This window comes from Streptomyces sp. NBC_00442 (genome assembly GCF_036014195.1).
GTDB lineage: Bacteria > Actinomycetota > Actinomycetes > Streptomycetales > Streptomycetaceae > Streptomyces.
Map to the genome: position 1 here is coordinate 7,484,806 of NZ_CP107918.1, position 15,130 is coordinate 7,499,935.

The window sequence follows — 15,130 nt, forward strand, 5'->3', positions numbered from 1 at the left end:
TGGCGTGCAGCGCCGGTCAGTTGAGGATCGGCGTTGCCGACCGCACCACGCGCGTCGCAGGTGACACCGAGAGCCGTACGATGCTGCCCGGCGCGACCGCGGGTGCGCCGCGCGGCAGCGCCCAGGCGATCGTACGGTCCCCCTCGCCCGTGTCCAGCGCGAGGAAGCGCGGCGCCCCCTTGCGCCTGCGGGGCTCCATGCGCAGCACCTCACCGGTGACGATGTGCGCGGCGCGGCGTTCCAGAACGGCCAGCACCAGGTAGTAGACGGTGAGCGCGGCAAAGCCGGCGACCAGTACCAGCTCCACCGGCAGCGGCCCGTCCATCGTGTTGAAGGGCCAGGTGTCGCGGCCGGCGAAGTTGCCCGGCATCATCGCCACGAACCCCACCAGGATCATCCAGCGGTTGAAGCGTCCGGCGACGAGCACCCCGAGCAGCGCGACACCCACCCAGCCCGCGCTCAGCACGAGGCCGGGGCGGCGCGCCGAGTGCTCCGCGCCCGGACCGCTCAGGACCGCCCAGTCGGGCTGGCGCAGGGTCGCGAAGAGGTACAGGCCGACGGCCACCACGGCCGCCGCGCAGGCCAGTTGCACCAGATCGGCCGTCTTGGCACCGAACCCCGGACGCACCCGCGGGTAGCGGATCCGCACCGGCCGCCACGTGCCGCCGTAGGACGACCAGACGCTGCGCTTGTCACCCGCGTCGAAGCCGAGCAGACGTCCGGCGCGGCTGGTGACGCCGAGCGCGGCGCCATAGCCGAGGTAGCGGTCCCACACGGTGACGGCCGCCGGCGGCAGTTGCGCGAACTCCTCGTGCGCGTGCAGCCAGGACTCGACGCCCGCCCAGTGGCCCGCCCGGTCGAGCCCCCGAGGGGTGGCACGCTCACCGAGCGCCCGCTTCAGCAGCCACATCAGGACGACCGCCGGGATGCAGCCGACGAAGATGGCCGCCCGCAGGCCGTGCCCGCCCGCGACGGCGGCCACGGTGAACGGCACACCCGGGACGAAGAGGGTCACTGAGAGGGCCCCGCCGAGGAACCGCCCGAACCGCGGGCGTGACAACCCCCGCACCCGCGCCTCGGCGACGATCTCCTGGCGCAGCTCGCTGTTCCAGGACTTGGCGCGCTCCTCGGCGCGGAAGGCGATGGCCCCGATCGGGGCGCCCGTCTCGCCGGCCTGTTCGACGACTCGGCGCAGGACCCGGTGCTCGTACGGCGTGAGGTCGCCCGCCTCCTTTCCGGTGAGATGCACCGTGCTGCGGGCCGGGTCGTCGTCGGGCTGGCGCACCTCGATGACACCGCGTGCCGCGAGGTCGAGAAGGGTGGCCGCGGCGGCGCGGTCCACGGACCGCCATCGGTTGGCCAGCAGCGCGACGACGGCAGGAGATTCGGGATCCTGCCCGAACTCCTGGGTGGCGGCGCCGGCCACGACGGTGCCGTTGCGCGTGGCCGCGAGCGCGAGGCCGAACAGCACGAGCCACAGGGCGATGAGCCCGGCGCCACTCCAGTACATCTCCGCTTCGAACGTCACGCGAACTTCACCTGCACCGAGGACTGCGCGGCGGTCCCGGCCTCGAAGTACTCCCTGCGCGCATGGGCGCCGCCCATGCCGGACACCACGTTGCCCGGGAAGCTCTCCAGGGCGCTGTGGTAGCTCTGTACGGCGCTGTTGTAGAACTGCCGCGCGTAAGCGATCTTGTCTTCCGCGGTGGTCAGTTCGTCCTGGAGCTTCGCGAACTGCCGGTCCGCCTTCAGCTGCGGGTAGCTCTCGCCCAGCGCGATCAGCTTGCCCAGGGACGCCGTCAGGGCGTTCTCCGCGGCCGCCTTGTCCACGACCCCGAGGTCATCGCCGACCGCGGCGCCGCGCGCGGTGACCACGGCTTCGAGCGTGGCCCGCTCGTGCGAGGCGTACCCGCGTGCGCTTTCGACGAGGTTCGGTATCAGTTCATGACGCCGCTTCAACTGGACGTCGATCTGCGCCCAGGACGCCTGTGTCTGGTTCCGCAGCCGGACCAGCCTGTTGTACGTCCGGACCAGCCACCACAGCAGTGCAACGACCAGCACGGCGATGATTGCGCCCACGATGACACCCATAGTGTCGCCCCCCAAGAAAAAAGACCGATGACTCGACCCCCCGGTCGAACCTGGAGATCTTAAGCCGACCGGGGCCGGGCCGTCGCCACGAATAGCGCGAGGTCACGTGGGAGCGGGGCGGTCGGGAGGTGCCGGTGCCGGTGAGGGCGGGCGAAGAGGGGCGAAGCAGCGCGCACGGCGGAACATGACGGAAGCCGGTCACGCCTCGCGGGAGGTGTGACCGGCGTCCATCATTCGCCCCGTCCGATCCAAGTCCAGGTAAATCAGATGGGAACATGAAAAGCCCAGTAATTCCGAGACCATTTACGAGTGGAGCGTGTCCGATCGGGGTCGACTCCGGCCCGGAACTCCGTGGCTCGGTGTCACAGAATTTCGATGGAGTTCACCTTCGGGGGGCGGTTGGGGAAGGTGATGTCGTGCCACCGGTCGATCCTCACCGAGTCGCCGTTGGCGTCGTAGTAGATCAGGTCGTTGTTGCCCGTGGAGATCTTGTCGACCCACCACCCGCCGAAGTCGGTCCGGCCGCGGTTGGCGTAGCAGTCGACGCTCTGACGTCCACCGCTGTGCGACCAGATCTTCAGGAAGTTCTCGCCGCCCCGGCACTCCACGTGGTCGATGGCGAAGGCGTTGCCGGTGGGCATGACCACGGTGAACGCGGCGGCCGCGGCGACCGCCACGGTCGCGGAACGCACGATCCTCTTCGTTTTCGAGATCACCAGGTTCTCCTTAATTCGAATGACGAACCGGGAGCCGGCAACGCCCATGGCAATGAACAAGGGCGTGCCGGGCGGGCGGCACGATGACCCCCATGAAGCGGCCTCGGTGCTGCCCTGTCCTGCGCTTGCACGGCAACGATGCTGTAAAGCAGGTGTACATGGCAATCTCCTCAGAAGTACCCGGCCGGAATATGCCTCCCGATGTCCGGATCGGGATCGCTGGATCGTGTTGTTCGGACGACTCTCGAATATCCCGGGGTCGTGCTTGTTTTCGGACGCCGCCGATACCACCCCACGCCTCGGAGGTCACCGCGTCCTCGAACCGGACCCCCACCGGCCACGGACCGGGCGCGTAGGATGCGCGCGGCTCGGGACCGGAGCGGCTGGGCCGCCCCTGATCGTGCGCACATCGGAGCAGGGGCCGAGGCCGGGTGGCTCACATGGGCGATGTGGTGGACGCGGAGCGGGCGGACGGCACAAGGGACGGCGACGGACGGCTCGCACGACGTGGTCCGCGCCCGCCGCGGCGGGCACCCTCGTCGTGGGGGCCCTGACCGCGCGGGAGTTGGGCGGCGCACGCCGGGCCCACCTGCTCGCGGCGATCGCGACCGCCACCATGCCGGTGCTCCTCGGCGGGGCGCATGTCGCCAACACCACGTCGTACGAGGTGCTGGCCTGGGCGTCGATCGCCCTCGTGGTCGTGCGGATCGGCCGCACCGGCGACACGCGGTGGTGGCTCGCGGCCGGCGTGCTGGTGGGTGTCGGCGCGGAGTTCAACCACCCAGCGGCCGGTTTCGGAGTCGTCCTGCTCGCGGCTGTACTGCTCGGCCCGGCCCGCCGCAGCGTGGCCGACCGCCGCCTGCTCGCGGGCATCGGCATCGCGATACTGCTGGTCCTGCCCGACCTGTGGTGGCAGGCTCGGCACGGCTGGGCCATGTTCGAGATGACGCGGGCCCTGAATGCGCAGAACGGCGGCCCGCAGTACATCTTCCCCTGGATCGTGGGACAGCTCGGCATGGCCTGCCTGGCGATGGCGGTGCTGTGGACGGCGAGCCTGCGCTTCCCGTGGCGGTCCGGCCGGCCCCTGTGGCGGTGCATCGTGATCACGTATGCCGTGCTGTACATGCTGTTCGCGGTGACGACCGGAGCGCAGGTGTACTACCTGGGCGGGCTGTACGTATGTCTGCTCGCGGCCGGGGCGGTGGGCCTCGACGGATGGCTGCGCTCGCGCCCCGGCCGCCTGCGGAGGCCGGCGGTCGCAACCATCGCATCGGCCGCGCTGCTCGCCGTGATCGTGCTACCGGTCCTGCCGTCCTCCGACGTGGCCTGGACGTACGGCATCAGCACCAACTCGGGGGAGTCCCTGGGCTGGCCCCAACTGGTCGGCACCGTACGGCAGGTGTGGACCGGGCTGCCGGCCCGGCAGCGCACCGACGCGGTGATCTTCGCGGTGGACTACGGCGAAGCCGGCGCCGTCAACGAACTCGGCCGCGGCACCGGACTGCCCACCGCCGTGAGCGCCCACAACAGCGACTGGTGGCGGGGGCCCGGCGATCCGCGCGCGACGACGGTGGTGGCCATCGCCCCCGGACCCGACCACGTTCCGGGATACGTCGCGCGGCTGCGCCAGAACTTCACCACCGTGCGCGAGGCGGCCACCCTGTCCAACCCCGAGGGCGTGCACACCATCGAACGGGTCGGCCACGTCTACGTCTGCACCGGTCCCCGTCGCCCCTGGGGCGCGATCTGGCCGGAGCTGCGCACGTACCAATGACGTGCTTCCCGAGCCCGCGGCCGGCACGCGGCTGCCGACAGCCGGCACCCCCGGGTGTCCAAGGGGGGAAACACGGGTGCGTCGGGGGCGCGTGGGTGCGACACTCCGCGCATGTTTGACGATCTTCCTGCGGGGCTGACGGCCCGGCACCCCTCCGACGCCGACCACCCGCGGATACTCGCGGTACTCGATGCCTGGTGGGGCGGCTTCAAAGGCGAGGCGGGGTCGGTGGAACGAGCGCTCCTCCTGCCCCGCCTGTACTTCCAGCACTTCACCACGACCAGCTTCCTCGTGGAGCGCGACAGCGCAGAGATCGCGGCCTTCCTGGTGGGTTTCCTGTCCCAGACGGATCCCGATGCCGCGTACGTGCACTTCGTCGGCGTGGATCCCGCGCTGCACGGGCACGGCGTGGCCCGCACCCTGTACAACGCCTTCTTCGCGCTGGCGCGAACCCACGGCCGACGGTACGTGCACTGCATCACCAGCCCGGAGAACACCGGCTCGCGGGCCTTCCACACGCGGCTGGGCTTCCGGGCCTCGGGGGTACGGCCGGACTACGACGGTCCGGGCCTCGACCGAGTGGCGTTCACGATCGACCTCTCCGGCTGAGCCCGCCCCCGGGGGCCGCCCGCACCAGCCGGTGCAGCCCGGCCGCACATCTCGCGTTGCGGAGGCTCAAGCAGACGGCCCTCGGACAGCACGATCAGGACCTCGCCGTCCGCGTGGGTCCAGGTGTCAGCGTGCCGGCAGCCGTAGGTGTTGTCGGCATCGTTCACATTGATCGCCGGAAACAGGAGCGACCCGTCCCGGCGGGTGTGCTGCTCCACGCCCAGGTGGACCAGGATTCCGGGGCCGCCTTCCCGGAAGACCTCGCGGTTCCGCGAACCGGCGGATCTCGCGCACATCGGTGGGGGGCATGATCTCGGGGATGATCGGCACGTCGCAGCCCGCGGCGGCCGCACGGTCGGGCAACCGCAGAAAGTCCTCGACGTGGAAGAACATCTGCGCGATCGCGCAGTCGGCCCTCGCCCGGCACATCGCGACGGCGTGCCGGATGTCCTGTGCCCAGTCCGGCGAGCACCGATGGTGGTCTCCGCCGCGGTCCGTCGGGTGACGGCGATCGTGCGGTCGCGGGAGGAGCCGCCGGCGCCACAGGTCACCGACACGAAGTCGGGAGCCAGAGGGGCTCGATGCGGCGGACGGCCTGCCACAGAGTCTCCTCGCCCCGCGCCGTCCTGGGCGGGAAGAACGCGAACGAGAACGTCGGCGACGTGCCCGTCGACCGCGCCGCGTCGGGCCGGTACCGCGCCCCCGTCACGACACGCGGGCGAGCCCCGGTTCGAGGGCGCGGGCCGCGTCGCGACCGTACGTCTGGTCGATGCGGGCGAGCAGGTCGGAGGGCGCCAGCTTGTACTCCTGGGTGCCGACCGACTCCAGCACCGTCGTGGCCAGGGCGCAGCCGAGTCGCGCGGACTGCTCCTGGGTGCACCCCCAGGCCGTGCCGGCCAGGAAGCCGGAACGGAAACCGTCGCCCGCGCCCGTGGGGTCGGCGATCCTGCCCGCGGGCACCGCCGGTATGCGCAACGCGTCGGCGCCCTGCCTGGCCAGGGACACCCCGGCCTCGCCGAGCGTGGTGATCCACGTGCCGACCCGGCCGAGCAGATCCCGCTCGGTCCACCCGGTGCGTTCGAGCAGCAGCGCGGCCTCGTACTCGTTGGTGAACAACCACCGTGCGCGGTCGACGAGTTGACGCGCCTCGTCGCGGTCGAGACGCGCGAGCTGCTGCGACGGGTCGGCGGCGACGGGGATGCCGAGGCGGTGGGCGGTGGCGGTGTGCCGCAGCATGGCGCCCGGGTCGTCGGCCCCGACCAGGACGAACCGGGGGGTCCCGGTCCGTTCCGCGACCGAGGCCAGGTCGATCCGGGAGGCCTCGGCCATCGCGCCCGCGTAGAAGGTGGCGATCTGGTTCTGGTCGTCGTCGGTGGTGCACACGAACCGTGCGGTGTGCAGACGCTCACTGACCCGGACCTCGGCGGTGTCGACGCCGTTCGTGCGCAGCCAGGTGCCGTACTCGGCGAAGTCGACGCCCGCCGCGCCGACCAGAACCGGGTCGAGGCCGAGGAGGCCGAGCCCGAAGGCGATGTTGGCGCCGACGCCGCCGCGGCGCACTTCGAGCCGGTCGGCGAGGAACGACAGGGATACCCGTTCCAATTGCTCCTTGAGCAGTTGTTCGGCGAAGCGTCCGGAAAAGACCATCAGATGGTCGGTCGCTATGGAGCCGGTCACGGCGATACGCATGGAGGGCACTCCTTGGATCTGGGGCCGGGGTGGGGGAGGGGCGGGGCCGGGGGCGGCCGGCCCGCGGGAGGGCGGTACGCGGTCCGGGGGAAACCGCGCACCGCCGGCTCGTGCGCCGGGGCTGTCCCCGACGTGGGTCCCCTCAGGCCGCTGCCACGGCCTTGCGCAGGGCGTCGGCGCGGTCGGTGCGCTCCCAGGTGAAGTCGGGGAGTTCGCGGCCGAAGTGGCCGTAGGCGGCGGTCCGGGCGTAGATCGGCCGCAGCAGATCGAGGTCGCGGATGATCGCGGCCGGGCGCAGGTCGAAGACCGAGGTGATGGCGGTCTCGATCTTCTCGACGGCGACCGTGTGGGTGCCGAAGGTCTCCACAAACAGGCCCACCGGCTCGGCCTTGCCGATCGCGTACGCCACTTGGACCTCGCAGCGCGTGGCCAGGCCCGCGGCCACCACGTTCTTGGCGACCCAGCGCATCGCGTAGGCGGCCGAGCGGTCCACCTTGGAGGGGTCCTTGCCGGAGAAGGCGCCGCCGCCGTGACGGGCGTAGCCGCCGTACGTGTCGATGATGATCTTGCGACCGGTGAGGCCGGCGTCGCCCATCGGGCCGCCGATCTCGAAACGGCCCGTGGGATTGACCAGGAGCCGGTAGTCGTCCGTGTCCAACTTGATCCCGTCGACGGCTAGTTGGGCCAGGACGTGCTCGACGACGTGGACGCGGATGTCGGGAGCGAGCAGGCCCGCCAGGTCGATGTCGCCGGCGTGCTGGGAGGAGACGACGACCGTGTCGAGCCGGACCGGCCGGCTGCCCAAGTACTCGATGGTGACCTGGGTCTTGCCGTCGGGTCGTAGGTAGGGCACGGTGCCGTCCTTGCGTACCTGCGTCAGCCGGCGGGAGAGACGGTGCGCCAGCTCGATGGGCAGCGGCATCAAGGTGGGAGTCTCGGTCGTCGCGTATCCGAACATCAGCCCCTGGTCGCCCGCGCCCTGGCGGCCCAGTTCGTCGGCCTCGTGCGCGGGCGCCGTGCCCTCGCTCCGGGACTCCGCCGCCGCGTCGACACCCCGCGCGATGTCCGAGGACTGTGCGCCGATGGACACCGACACTCCGCAGGAGGCGCCGTCGAACCCCTTGGCCGAGGAGTCGTAACCGATGTCGAGTATCTTCTCGCGCACCAGAGCGGCGATGTCGACGTAGGCGGAGGTCGTCACCTCGCCGGCTATGTGCACCTGACCCGTGGTGATCAGGGTCTCGACCGCGACGCGAGAGGCGGGGTCGCGGCGGATGAGTGCGTCGAGGATGGTGTCGCTGATCTGGTCGGCGATCTTGTCGGGATGCCCCTCGGTGACGGACTCCGAGGTGAACAGGCTGCGGGACATGACACTCCAGGACAGTGGTGGGTGGGCACGGGGCAGCTCGTGGTGCTCTGGCCACCCATCGCGTTGACGTCTGCCGGGCCGCCGGGCACGGCGGCACGCGTCGTACCGGTCCCCGCCCCCGGCGGGTGGGAACGGGTGGATCCCACCCCTCCCGCCGGGGGACTTCGTGGGGTCGCGGACGCCTACTTCGACCCGGCCGTGCGGAACACCCAGTAGTCGGCGCCCTCTTCGGCGATGTAGTTGGCGTCCTCCAACGTGAACTGCAGCGCAGCGCGCTCCGCGACCTCGGACGACCGGGCGAACTCCTCGAAGCCGGTCTCCGTGGCATAGCTGCCGCGCGTGGACACCAGGATCAACCCACCGGGCCTGGCGTACTCGATCAGGGTGAGCAGCGCCGTCGGCCGCACATGGCCGAGGGTGAACACACCGCTGCTGACCACGATGTCGTACTGGTCCAGGCGGTCGTCCCGGACGGGAACCGACAGGTCCACGCCGCCGAAGACCTTCCGGTACGCCTTGGTCCTCGCGGCCTCGGCCGCCATGTTCTCCGACAGGTCGACGCCGTCGATCACGTAGGTGCCCAGCGTGCTCAGGACGCTGCCGACGAGACCGGTGCCGCAGCCGGCGTCGAATATGGTCGATTCCGGTGATCCGTAGGCGGAGGCGAGCAGGTGCACGAAGTTGGCCGCGACCCGCGGTGCCACCCACTTCTGGTCCGCGAGATCCCCGTTGTAGCGCGTCGCCCAGTCCTCGTAATAGGTCTTGAGCCCGGGGGAATCGTCGAAGAAGACGTGGGACTGCTTGATGTTCGCGAAGGAGTTGCTCATGGAATTTTCCTCCCTGTCGACCCGTGGACCGTCGGACTCAGCCAACGGACATTGCCGTGCTTTTCCGTGCTTGCCGTCCGTGCCGTGCTTTCTCGTCCCGTCACATCACGACGGGCACATCTGAGGCGTCCGCTTTCTCCGTGGCCCCCTCGCTCGTGGCCCTCGCCCGTGCGTTCTTCACGTCGAACACCATGTAGACGCCGATCCCGGAGAGCACGAACAGGGCGCCGCCGACCTCCGTCCATGTGGGCATGCGGTGCTCGACCGGCAGGCTCAGGATGGCGCCGAATATCGTCTCCGTGGCGAGCAGCGGACCGACCAGTGGAACGGGAATTCCCTGGGCGGCCTTGACCCAGATGTAGGTGCCCCACCACGAGGCGATGACGCCGAGGAACACGCACCACGCGATGATTTTGAAGAGCGGATACGGATCGAACGTCTCCTGCGGTGTGGAGGCGATCGCGAAAGGCAGCAGGACCATGGAGGCGCCGCCCGCCCCCATCGCCACCAGCGCCGCCCAGATCGTGGGGTCCGGCTTCCGCTCCCAGGTGCGCTGCGACTGGGCGTTGCGGACCACGAAATAGGACCAGGTACCCATGGCGCCGAGAGCGAGCAGGATCGCGAAGAGCGAGGCGTGCGCACCGCCCTTTCCCTTTCCCTCGATGAACTCCGTGGCGCTGAGCAGCGTGAGGCCGGAAAGAATCAGAATGACCGGACCGAGAAGCTCCCGCCACGACAAGCGCTTTTCCGCGAAGTTTCCGGCCACGGCGATCGTGATCGGTGAGGATCCCACGATGACGGCGGTGATGAACCCGCTGTCCATGGTCGCGGAGTACGAGACGCAGATGTAGAAGAGGAAGTACCCCACGAATCCGATGTACAGACCGAAGAGGACCCTGCGGATCGGCATCAGCTTCAACTGGCGCCAGTTCCGGATGAGGACGTAGAGACCGCACAGGCCGAACAAGGTGTACCGGCCGGTGACCAGAAGGAGCTCGCTCGCGGGCTTGACGGCGGCCGGGGCGACGAAAGCGAACGCCCAGAGCAGCGCGGCCGTCAGCGCGGCGATCACATTGTTCCGTGTGCTGCCCATCAGAGAGTCGGCTCCAGCGTGCGGATCCCACCGGACTCGAAGCCGTGCCGCCGCAGCCAGTCCGGGTTGTAGATCTTCGACATGTACTTGTTTCCGCTGTCCGGCAGCACGGTGACCACCGTCGCCGGCCGTGTCATCGACCGCGCCACCTGGACCGCGCCCCACACATTGGCTCCCGCGGTACCGCCGCAGACCAGGCCCTCCCGCCGTGCCAAGTGCCGGCATGTCGCGAAGGCGTCGGCGTCGGTGAAGCGGATGACGTCGTCGACGACCGAGAAGTCCATGCACGAGGCCAGATGGTCCTCGCCCGCGCCCTCGACGAAGTACGGCGCGATCTGCGCGGGGTCGACGACACCCTCATGGAAATAGCGGTGATAGATGGACCCGGCCGGATCGAGCAGGACGGACCGCACGGACGGGTTGTGCTGTTTCAGGAAGCGGGACGTACCGGAGATCGTTCCCCCGGTGCTTCCCGACGCGACGAACGCCGTCACCGACGGCCCGAGTGCCGCCCAGATCTCCGGTCCCGTCGAGCGGAAGTGCGCCTCGGCGTTGAGGGGGTTGTCGTACTGGTCGAGCATGAACGAGCCCGGTGTTCCGGCGTGGATCCGCCGTGCGCACGTGACGTAGTGCTCGGCCGAGCCCGGTGGCGCGGAGGTCGGGCAGACGATCACCTCGGCGCCCATCGCGCGCAGCGCGTTGCGCTTCTCCCCGCTGACCTTGTCGGGCATCGTCAGGACCACGCGGTAGCCACGGATCGCCGCGATCATCGCGATCGCCGCCCCGGTGTTGCCCGAGGTGTTCTCCACGATGGTCGCACCGGGCCGGAGCAGACCTCGGCGCTCGGCATCGTCGATGATGTAGCTGACCATGCGGTCCTTGATGCTGCCCCCGGGATTCATGAATTCGACCTTGGCGAATATCCGAACGTCGGCCGGAACATCAAAGGTCTGCAGTTCAACGAGGGGTGTCTTGCCGATGGTCGACTGGATATTCATCCCGACTCCTCTTACTGAGTGGGTACCGCGGTAGATGGGGACAGGCATGGCGGGTGACGCGGAGGGCGCGGGACGCCGCAGGGAACGGCGAGACTTCACGACGCAGGGTGCGAGAAGGTGCCGGAAGACTCGCCGTGCCCCGAGCAGTCACGTACCGGGAATGCGGTGGAGCAGGATCAGAGGGCGGAATCGGGAATCCTGACCGAGTCGAGTACCGCGACGGTGTGACCGACCCTTTCGCCCTTCTGGACCCGGGCGAGCGCGTCCACCGCCGATATCTCGTATGCGGAGAGGTCCCGCTCCAGCTGCACGGCCTGCGCGCCGGCCGCCGCGGGGGTGACATCGCTGAAGGCGCTCTCCAGAACGTCCACCGGGTAGAAGTGGAACGGCCCCAGCCCTTCGCGCTCCCATTGGGCATAGCCGCCGACGACGTCGTGCGGCTCGGACTGAACCTTCCATGTGTAGGTCAGGATGCTGCCGTTGTATCCGGCGGCTCCGGACAGCGCCAGAATCTCGGACAGCGGCACGCGCGCACCGATCGACGACAGCACGCGGCCGCCCACCCGGAGCAGAGGGTGCGCCTGCTGAAGGGCGAGGTAGTGCAGCGTGACGAGGTTCTTCTCGGCGAACCCCGGAATCTCCTCATTGCGCTGGGCGATGAACGTGGAACTGGTCTGCCCCTCCGCGAGGTCGCCGTTCCCCGCCATCGGGATGTTGGGGAGGTTCTCGTAGATGACATCGACCTCGGACACCTTGCCGACCAGCGGCGCCAGGAGGTCCCCGGAGCCGCCGACGAGTTGGACGTCCCGGTCCAGCAGGTTGCTCTGAATGTTTTCCCGCGCATGGGCGAGAACGTCGTCGTGAAGGTCGGTGAAACCGACGGTACGTGCGTGCAAAATCTCGACGGCTGCCAGGACGTCGAGGCCCGCACCCGTTCCGATGGTGCAGAACCTCGGCGCCAGGACACCCATGTGCGCGAGGGTCTTGAACGCCGGCACGGCCACGCTCGCGACCCAGTCGGCGCGCGGCTCGTCGGCCTTCGGAAGGTAGGACCGGTCCGAGAGCTTGAGCCCGATGGACGACCTGATCCGTTCGGTGTCCGCGATCCCGAAGAATTCGCCGGGTGACACCACCAGTTCCGCACGGTCGATTTCCGTACCCATTTCGGCCTCCTTCGACGTGACGACAGCGCTGCTTCCACGAGGGCGTCCGACGGACAGCGGACCCGGGCCGGTGAAAGAGCCGACGGGGACATCGAGCGGATGGCCTCGCAGGAATGGGCAGCAGCTGGATGACTTCCGTACGCGCCGTTCAGCCGTTCACGTAGTACGGCCCCTGCGGTGGAAGTGACTTCACTATCGTGCAGCTCGCGGAATCCTGTACAGGGCCGCCCTGTTGTCTCTCGACAGGCAACGCCACCGGGGCGCGGGCGCGGCGGGGGGAACATTCCGGCCAGAGGGGCCGTGCGCCGTTGACACCAAAATGATCAGCTCTCTAGCATGTAGCTATACCGGTTGGTATACCTCACCGTCTCCCTCCGAAGGAGATGCACGCGTGACGCCCCACCTGCCCGGCGCGCCGCCTCATGGCGCCTCAACTCCCCCTGAAACACGGCCTGTTGACTCACCGCGCGATCACCGCAGCGGCCATCTGTCCACCGCCTCGGCCGCCCGCTCGCGCCGTGCGGCTTCGACGGCCCCACGGAGGTCGGAGTGACTGCCCCGTGACGCTGCTTCAGGTCATGCCGGAGGGCGCGCCGGAAACGGTGAGCGTGCGGACCGACGACTTCGACGTCATCCGGGAAGAGCTGCTGAGGATCGGTGTGCGCTTCGTGCGCTGGCATGCCGCCCGTCGCGTCCCGTCCTGCGCCGACGACGCCACCATCATCAACGCCTACCGGAGTCACATCGACCACGTCGGTGCCGAAGGCGGGTACCGCACGGTCGACGTCGCGCGCGTGGCTCCGGGCCCGGCCGGCCCGGACCCGTTCCGGCGCAGGTGTCCGGCCCGCGAGAAGTTCCTCAAGGAACACTTCCACGACGAGGACCTGGTGCGCTTCGTCGTCTCCGGGGCCGGCTGCTTCTACCTCCACGCGGCCGGCCGGGTCCACGCGGTGCTCTGCACGGCGGGCGACATGCTGTCCGTCCCGAGCCGGACCGTGCACTGGTTCGACGCCGGTGCGCGTCCCAGCTACACCGCCATCCGCTTCTTCCGGGAGGGTGACGACCGCTCCGCGCGCTTCGTTCCGGACGGCATCGCCTCCCGCTTCCCGACCCTCGACGACCTCGTGCCCGTGACGTGAACGACACCGTGTGCCGACCGCACCCCTCGGGTACTCAACGACGCACCCAAGGCCGGCGGATCCGCGTGTGTCCGCGCACCGTTTCCCGTACGTCATGACGTACGTACTGCCGGCGTGGCGGGCGGGCTCCAGGGCCGGCTGCCACCGACGAACTCAACGATTCTGGGGGATTGACCATGGTACGGGAATCAGCGCAGAGCCGGGCGGCAACCACCGTGCACAGTAGGGAAGTTGAGTCCGCCGCAGTGGGTTCCGGCGCTCCGGTGACGTTCGGGCAGCTGCTCCGGGCCCACCGGAAACAGCGAGGCCTCTCGCTCGCCCAGTTGGCCACGCGGGTGCACTTCAACCGAGGGCACGTCAGCAAGATCGAGACCGACAAGCGGCCGCCCTCGGTGAGCTTCGCGGAGGCCTGCGACCGGGCGCTGAACGCCGGCCACACCTTCGCCACCATCGCCGCGGCCCTGGAAGCGGCCGCACGCCATCAGCAGGGCTGGGTCCAGCCGGCCCAACTGCCGGCCACCAAACGCCACTTCGTGGGGCGGCAGGACGGTCTGTACCGGCTCGACCGGCTCTTAGAAAGCCACGAGCCCTCCCTCGCGGTACCGGTCGCGGTCGTCAACGGACCGCCGGGCGTCGGAAAGACGGCGCTCGCCGTGCAGTGGGCCCACCGGGCCGTCAATGACGGTCACTTCGCCGACGGGCAGCTCTTCGTCAACCTGGAGGGTCCCGAGCCCGGCACCGCGGCCTCGCCGTTCGACGTACTGGGAGACCTGCTCCGCGCCGTGGGCGTGCCCGCCGACCGCGTCCCGGCGGACCTGGACCAGCGCGCCGCCACGTTCCGATCGTATCTGCACGGACGGGAGATCCTGCTCGTCCTCGACAACGCCACGGACGCCCAGCAGATCTACCGGCTGTTGCCCGGCTCGCCGGGATGTGCCGTCGTGGTGACCAGCCGTTCGCGGCTGCCCGGACTGTTGTCCCTGGTGGACGCCGTGATGCTGCCGCTGACCGAGCTGCGACGATCGGACGCCGTGCAACTGATCCGGGCGAACATCGGTGAGGTGCGCGCCAACGCCGACCCCGAGGCGGTGTCCGTGCTGGCGGAGCGCTGTGGACGCCTGCCGCTCGCGCTGGTCCTCGCCGCCGAACACATCGTGAGCCACCAGCATCGCAGCGCCGAGGCCCTAGCCGCCCAACTGGAGCCCGAGGGAGCCCGGTTGAACCTCGCCGAGGGCGATGTGGTGCTGCGCGACGCGTTCGACACCTCGTACAAGGCACTGGACGAGCAGAGCGCTCGCATGTTCCGGGTGCTTGGCCGGCTTTCCGGCCAGGTGATCGACGCCGCTGTCACCGCGGCGTCCGCCGGGGTCAGTCAGGACGAGGCGTCACGCCTGTTGCGCGAGCTCGCCGGCGCGCACCTCATTCAGCGCCAGGACGAACGCCATTACCTCATGCACGATCTGCTCCGGGCGTACGCGGCCGACCTGGCGCGGCAGTTGGACGGCGAGGCCGAACGCGCGAAGGCGATGCGCCGGGCGACGCCGCCGGTACCGGCGATGAACTCGACCGCTCTTCCCTCCCTGCTCGTCGCCTAGTCGTCACGGGACCGATGTCACCACGGGTCCGGCACGGTCACGCGTCCGCTGTCACACCACGGATCCG

The 15,130-nt window shown here is 69.6% G+C and carries 13 protein-coding genes and 1 pseudogene; 4 read left to right on the top strand and 10 right to left on the bottom strand.

Annotated features, from left to right (window positions below; translation table 11 throughout):
* Positions 1-16: 16 nt before the first annotated feature.
* The 3 genes from OG432_RS33735 to OG432_RS33745 all read right to left on the bottom strand — a co-directional run bounded on the left by OG432_RS33735 (position 17) and on the right by OG432_RS33745 (position 2,807).
* Positions 17-1,528: a DUF2207 family protein gene (locus OG432_RS33735; RefSeq protein WP_328314754.1), complete on the bottom strand. Its 1,512-nt coding sequence runs from the start codon at positions 1,526-1,528 to the stop codon at positions 17-19.
* Positions 1,525-2,079, bottom strand: coding sequence for a LemA family protein (locus OG432_RS33740; protein WP_328314755.1), 555 nt, complete (start codon positions 2,077-2,079; stop codon positions 1,525-1,527). The genes OG432_RS33735 and OG432_RS33740 overlap by 4 nt, the downstream gene beginning before the upstream one ends.
* Before the next feature lie 374 nt (positions 2,080-2,453).
* Positions 2,454-2,807 (bottom strand): beta/gamma crystallin domain-containing protein, encoded by a 354-nt coding sequence (locus OG432_RS33745; protein ID WP_328314756.1) that lies wholly within the window; start codon positions 2,805-2,807, stop codon positions 2,454-2,456.
* 541 nt (positions 2,808-3,348) lie between these two features.
* Here OG432_RS33745 and OG432_RS33750 point away from each other — a divergent pair.
* Positions 3,349-4,581: a glycosyltransferase family 39 protein gene (locus tag OG432_RS33750; protein ID WP_328314757.1), complete on the top strand. Its 1,233-nt coding sequence runs from the start codon at positions 3,349-3,351 to the stop codon at positions 4,579-4,581.
* A 111-nt stretch (positions 4,582-4,692) separates the two neighbouring features.
* Positions 4,693-5,190 carry a GNAT family N-acetyltransferase gene (locus OG432_RS33755; RefSeq protein WP_328314758.1) on the top strand — a complete coding sequence of 166 codons (498 nt, stop codon included), beginning with the start codon at positions 4,693-4,695 and terminating at the stop codon, positions 5,188-5,190.
* Between the two features lie 267 nt (positions 5,191-5,457).
* Here OG432_RS33755 and OG432_RS33760 read toward each other — a convergent pair.
* The 7 genes and pseudogenes from OG432_RS33760 to OG432_RS33790 all read right to left on the bottom strand — a co-directional run.
* A pseudogene (locus OG432_RS33760) lies at positions 5,458-5,899 on the bottom strand (methylenetetrahydrofolate reductase); the annotation flags it as partial.
* Entirely contained in the window at positions 5,896-6,879 is a 984-nt protein-coding gene (locus OG432_RS33765) for a carbohydrate kinase family protein (RefSeq protein WP_328314759.1), read from the bottom strand. The pseudogene OG432_RS33760 and the gene OG432_RS33765, both read right to left, overlap by 4 nt.
* A gap of 142 nt (positions 6,880-7,021) precedes the next feature.
* Entirely contained in the window at positions 7,022-8,248 is a 1,227-nt protein-coding gene (gene metK / locus OG432_RS33770) for a methionine adenosyltransferase (RefSeq protein ID WP_328314760.1), read from the bottom strand.
* A 182-nt stretch (positions 8,249-8,430) separates the two neighbouring features.
* Positions 8,431-9,075 carry a class I SAM-dependent DNA methyltransferase gene (locus OG432_RS33775; protein WP_328314761.1) on the bottom strand — a complete coding sequence of 215 codons (645 nt, stop codon included), beginning with the start codon at positions 9,073-9,075 and terminating at the stop codon, positions 8,431-8,433.
* A gap of 100 nt (positions 9,076-9,175) precedes the next feature.
* Positions 9,176-10,168: a DMT family transporter gene (locus tag OG432_RS33780; protein ID WP_328314762.1), complete on the bottom strand. Its 993-nt coding sequence runs from the start codon at positions 10,166-10,168 to the stop codon at positions 9,176-9,178.
* Positions 10,168-11,166, bottom strand: a complete 999-nt coding sequence (locus OG432_RS33785; protein ID WP_328314763.1) for a PLP-dependent cysteine synthase family protein — start codon at positions 11,164-11,166, stop codon at positions 10,168-10,170. Before OG432_RS33785 ends, OG432_RS33780 begins: the two co-directional genes overlap by 1 nt.
* Positions 11,167-11,342: 176 nt before the next feature.
* Positions 11,343-12,329 (bottom strand): class I SAM-dependent methyltransferase, encoded by a 987-nt coding sequence (locus OG432_RS33790; protein WP_328314764.1) that lies wholly within the window; start codon positions 12,327-12,329, stop codon positions 11,343-11,345.
* Between the two features lie 560 nt (positions 12,330-12,889).
* On the opposite strand from OG432_RS33790, the gene OG432_RS33795 reads away from it, so the two are divergent.
* Both OG432_RS33795 and OG432_RS33800 read left to right on the top strand, forming a co-directional pair.
* Positions 12,890-13,468, top strand: coding sequence for a cupin (locus tag OG432_RS33795; protein ID WP_328314765.1), 579 nt, complete (start codon positions 12,890-12,892; stop codon positions 13,466-13,468).
* Positions 13,469-13,731: 263 nt separating this feature from the next.
* A complete protein-coding gene (locus OG432_RS33800) occupies positions 13,732-15,063 on the top strand; it encodes a helix-turn-helix domain-containing protein (RefSeq protein ID WP_328314766.1) in 1,332 nt (443 codons plus the stop codon).
* Positions 15,064-15,130: the final 67 nt, after the last annotated feature.

Bases quoted from the DNA above. Each gene is read 5' to 3' on its own strand.
- OG432_RS33755 (WP_328314758.1), top strand. From the start codon at position 4,693: ATGTTTGACGATCTTCCTGCGGGGCTGACGGCCCGGCACCCCTCCGAC.
- OG432_RS33765 (WP_328314759.1), bottom strand. From the start codon at position 6,879: ATGCGTATCGCCGTGACCGGCTCCATAGCGACCGACCATCTGATGGTC.
- metK (WP_328314760.1), bottom strand. From the start codon at position 8,248: ATGTCCCGCAGCCTGTTCACCTCGGAGTCCGTCACCGAGGGGCATCCC.
- OG432_RS33775 (WP_328314761.1), bottom strand. From the start codon at position 9,075: ATGAGCAACTCCTTCGCGAACATCAAGCAGTCCCACGTCTTCTTCGAC.
- OG432_RS33780 (WP_328314762.1), bottom strand. From the start codon at position 10,168: ATGGGCAGCACACGGAACAATGTGATCGCCGCGCTGACGGCCGCGCTG.
- OG432_RS33785 (WP_328314763.1), bottom strand. From the start codon at position 11,166: ATGAATATCCAGTCGACCATCGGCAAGACACCCCTCGTTGAACTGCAG.
- OG432_RS33790 (WP_328314764.1), bottom strand. From the start codon at position 12,329: ATGGGTACGGAAATCGACCGTGCGGAACTGGTGGTGTCACCCGGCGAA.